This is a genomic window from Mesorhizobium sp. M7A.F.Ca.US.002.01.1.1 (genome assembly GCF_004022955.1).
In the GTDB taxonomy this organism is placed as follows: domain Bacteria; phylum Pseudomonadota; class Alphaproteobacteria; order Rhizobiales; family Rhizobiaceae; genus Mesorhizobium; species Mesorhizobium ciceri.
This window is the reverse complement of sequence record NZ_RZQE01000750.1, coordinates 1-1,938: the sequence shown is the minus strand read 5'-3', so window position 1 is coordinate 1,938 and position 1,938 is coordinate 1. Positions and strand designations below refer to the sequence as shown.

Below are 1,938 nucleotides of genomic sequence, written 5' to 3'. Positions count from 1 at the left end.
ACCGTATCTTTCGCAAGACGGGAACGAATCAACAAAGCCAGCTTGTTGCGCTTTTGAAATCGGCACATCCATTCCAGCAATGAGTTATCGGATCTAGGCGATTGCACGTGATGTCCGACTTGCACGGCGCGGCCCGGAGGCGGGCACACCACACCTTCCAGGAGCCGCCGGCAATGCTCTTCATCCCGGAAGGCGACGATCATTTCCTCAACCGTCCGAATGTTGGAAAGCGTTGCCAGCAGCATTTCAGACATCAAGCTCTCCTTTTCCACGCCCCAAGAACCGCATAAAAAGCACAGATTGCAATGCGGAGAACATCCACACACCACCCCTGTTTGCGCCGGAAGACGGCGAATGGAAGATCTATGGGCTTTCGGTGAACGTGAGCAGAGCGTGCCGCCAGCGCCAAGCGGTCAGGAAGAAAAGCCCGCAAAGCCCGTCACGCCAGCGCCTCCGCCCAAGCTTCCATCCACGTCGGCAAAAGCCGGCAAGCGTCAATGGGAACCCCTAAGGCCAGAGCCGGGGGGCACCTTCATTTTTGCTAATTGACGATGGGCCGGAAACGAGGGCGGCATCCCAGGCTCAGCACCAGTGCAACTTGCGCGAGAGCTTCCATGTGTTAGGCTTCTTCACGAAAACGTGAGCATTCGAAGGATCGAAGGGCCCCATGGCTGACGTCACCACCGAAGCGGTATCCGCCGTTGTTGGCAGGGTCTACGAAGCCGCCTACGACCAGGAACGATGGTTCGACGCGGTCACCAGCCTGCGTGACCTGTTCGGCGGTTCGCGCGCCTGCATCCTGCACGTCAGCCCGCGGACGGCCAATGCGGTCGCATCCGACCTCGACCCGGAATTAAGTTCGCAAAAGGCCATCGACACGTTGATGCGCGATCCTCTGACAGCGGCGTCGGCGGCCTTGCCCGTCGGCAAAGTCTATCGTTGGCCGCCGCCACCTGATGAGCCGGCGTTCCGCCGCAGCGAACTCTGGCAGGACTGGCTAAGGCCGCGTGACATCTATAAGGGGCTCGCCTGCAACCTGATCGCCGCCAACGGGTCGCACTGGATTTTGAGTGTCGATCGCGGTCCGAGGCAGGACGCGTTTGGCAAGGAAGACATCGAGCTGTTGCAGAAGATCGTGCCGCATGTCCTGCGCGCCGGGCAGATCGGCCGGCGGCTTGAAAACACCTCGGCGCTGGCATCGGCGTTCGCGCGTCTGCCCTTCGGCGTCCTTCTGGTCAACGGTCACTGCCAGATCGCGCAGATGAACGAGGCCGCCGAAGCGATACTGGCACGGCAGGATAGTCCGTTGACTCTCAAGGACGGCACGATTGTCGCCACTGGTGTGCAGGATACGCAGGAGCTGCAGCGGCTGGTCGTGGATGCTTGCTCGTTGGTGGACGGTGTCATGCGGGGAACCGGCGGGACGCTGCTAGTGCCATCGGATCGCCAACGATCCGACTTGGCACGGCTGGTGCTGTCGGTGGCGTCTTTCGTCGATGCCCGCGCCTACAGCCTGGCATCCGAGCGCTGCGCGATGATCATGATGACAGAGGTTGCCTGCCGCATTCCCGACGGCTTCGAAATGCATGTTCACGGCCTGGAAGACGGCGCCCACGAACCGGAGCATTTTGCGTTGCTCGACCGCCTGCGACCCGACATGGCGCGCGCCAGCCTCGCGGCCACGCGCCTGGGCCTGGAGCGCGCCCGCGGCACGGTGAATGCCTTGGCCACGATCGGACTTCCGGCGGCCGTCCTCGCCAGCAATGGTCGCGTCAGGGCAACGAACACGCTGTTCGATCAGGAAAAGACGCTCTTCGTGGCGACGGCGTTCGGCGGTATCGCCCTTGCCAATCCGGAAAGCAACCGTTTGTTCCAGATGGCCGTGCAGGCTCGCGACGGCGAACCCGTTTCGCGCTCCATTCCGCTGCGCAGCGCCTT

At 62.2% G+C, this 1,938-nt stretch carries 1 protein-coding gene and 1 pseudogene; one reads left to right on the top strand and one right to left on the bottom strand.

Going from position 1 to position 1,938, the window contains the following annotated elements; all coding sequences use genetic code 11:
- A pseudogene (locus EN932_RS39355) lies at positions 1-254 on the bottom strand (hypothetical protein); the annotation flags it as partial.
- Positions 255-667: 413 nt separating this feature from the next.
- Between EN932_RS39355 and EN932_RS38560 the strand changes: the two are divergent.
- Positions 668-1,938 (top strand): hypothetical protein (locus EN932_RS38560; RefSeq protein ID WP_128369471.1); only part of this gene is annotated, 1,271 nt, incomplete at its 3' end.